The sequence below is a fragment of the Massilia sp. DJPM01 genome, from assembly GCF_030348125.1.
Lineage (GTDB): Bacteria > Pseudomonadota > Gammaproteobacteria > Burkholderiales > Burkholderiaceae_D > Telluria_A > Telluria_A frigida.
The window spans coordinates 1-1,915 of sequence record NZ_JAQOZV010000152.1; the positions used below are offsets into that span (position 1 = coordinate 1).

The 1,915-nt window shown below is 57.5% G+C and carries 1 protein-coding gene; it reads left to right on the forward strand.

Translation table 11 applies throughout. The features are described 5' to 3' along the window. Positions 1-79: 79 nt before the first annotated feature. On the forward strand, positions 80-1,915 hold a 1,836-nt coding region (locus PO883_RS34270; protein WP_289313773.1), incomplete at its 3' end, for a DUF3987 domain-containing protein.

A 1,915-nucleotide genomic window follows, 5' to 3' on the forward strand; every position in this document is an offset into this window, starting at 1 on the left:
CGTACAGGCACGCACACACGGCTTTGTCGCCCCACAGCCGGACAATATCCCCGAAGCCCTCCGTGCGTTGCCACGGTGGATGACTTGGCGCGCAGAACAGCGCGACGGTGCGAAGTCGACGAAAGTGCCGTATAACCCGACCCTGCACAACTCGCGAGGCAGCTCGACTGACCCCGGCACTTGGGGGACGTGCGATCAAGCGGTAACCGCTTATGAAGAAGGCGGTTACACAGGCATTGGGTTCACACTGAACGGCGATGGCCTTGTTGGGGTCGACATTGACCACTGTGTGCTTGACGGCAAAGTCAATCCCGATGCTCTGGCATTGCTTGACGCCTTGGGGGCAAGTTACGTAGAAATTTCGCCATCCGGTACGGGTTTGCGTGCCTTCGGCTATTCGCCTGTCTTGGAAAAAGGTTGCGCGGGCACTGTCAACGGTCTTAAAGTCGAACTCTATTCCTCGAAACGTTTTTTGACCGTCACAGGCAATGTCATCAAGGGCGGCGCTATTTCCAGCTTGCACGGGTTCGTAGAGCTGGCAGAGCGCATCCGTGCTGATCGCAAGATCAATCCCGACACAGGCGACCTGAAACCGGCGACACCAAGCCAGCATCACGCCGCGCTGGTGAGTCGCATTCATGCTGGCGACAATTACCACGATAGTCTGCGCGACCTTGCAGCCTCCCTCGTGGCGAGCGGTATGAACGGTGGGGCAGCGGTGAATCACCTGTATGGCTTGATGGACGCGTCGGTTGGGTTGCACGATGAGCGTTGGGCTGCCCGCCGTGCGGATATTCCCGCCCTTGTCAACAGCGCGATGGAGAAATTCGCGCCAACCAGCGTCGATATCTCGGCAATCGTGCGCACTCCAGCGCCACGGGCCATGCAAATCACACCTTCCGAAGTCCCCCCCGCTACCAACCAAAATGTGCCAGCACATTTGCTGACGGTGCCAGGCAAGCTCGGTCTCATGGTCAATTTTACTAACGAGACGGCAAGCAAGCCACAACCACACTTTTCCGTGCAGGCGGCACTTGCGTTCGGTAGCGTCGTCCTCGGGCGCAAATTCTGCACAACGCAACGCAACTGGCCAAATTTGTACTTCCTGAATATTGGCGTAACTGGTTCGGGCAAAGAACATGCGAAAACGGTGATCGAGGAATGCCTGCGCGCCGCAGAACTGGGGCAGTTGATTGGTGCTTGCGACTACACCTCGGACGCCGCCGTTGACTCCATGTTGCTGGCAAAGCCAACGCACATTTCGATTCTGGATGAATTCGGCATGTTGATGGAATCGGCGAAGTCGAAGGGTAATCATCACGGCGCGACCGTGCGCAGGAGGCTGATGGAAGTTTTCGGGCGACCACATTCGACACTCCAGCCCAAGGCCTATTCTACTGCGGGTCTCACCGTCAAACAGCGAGCGGAATTTGGCACCCGTGAGGTCGAGAACCCGTCTCTGACGCTCTTGGCGATGACCACCCCCGGCACGTTCTTCAATGCAATCGGCTCCGGCTCCATGCAGGACGGCTTCTTAAACCGTTTCATTGTTGTCCACACGGACCTCGGACGCCAACTTAGTCAAGATATCGACGGTGCATCGCCCCCACAGGAGTTGATCGATTGGGCAAGATCGCGCCGCATCCCAGGAACCGGGGACATGAGCGAGTTACGTATTGATGTTTTGCATAACGAGCGCGCGACGCCGACCATTGTGTCCTTTGATGAGGCCGCCAGAGTTATGTTCAAAGTTCTGGAACAGAGATGCCTCGTCCGTATGGACGAGCTGGACCTGGACGGCATCGCGGACATGTACACACGTGTGCGGGAGATCGCCATGAAAGTCTCGCTGATCGTGTCGCAATCGTGCGAGTCCGCCACTATCACGGCCGAGCATGCCCGCTGGGCGATTGAT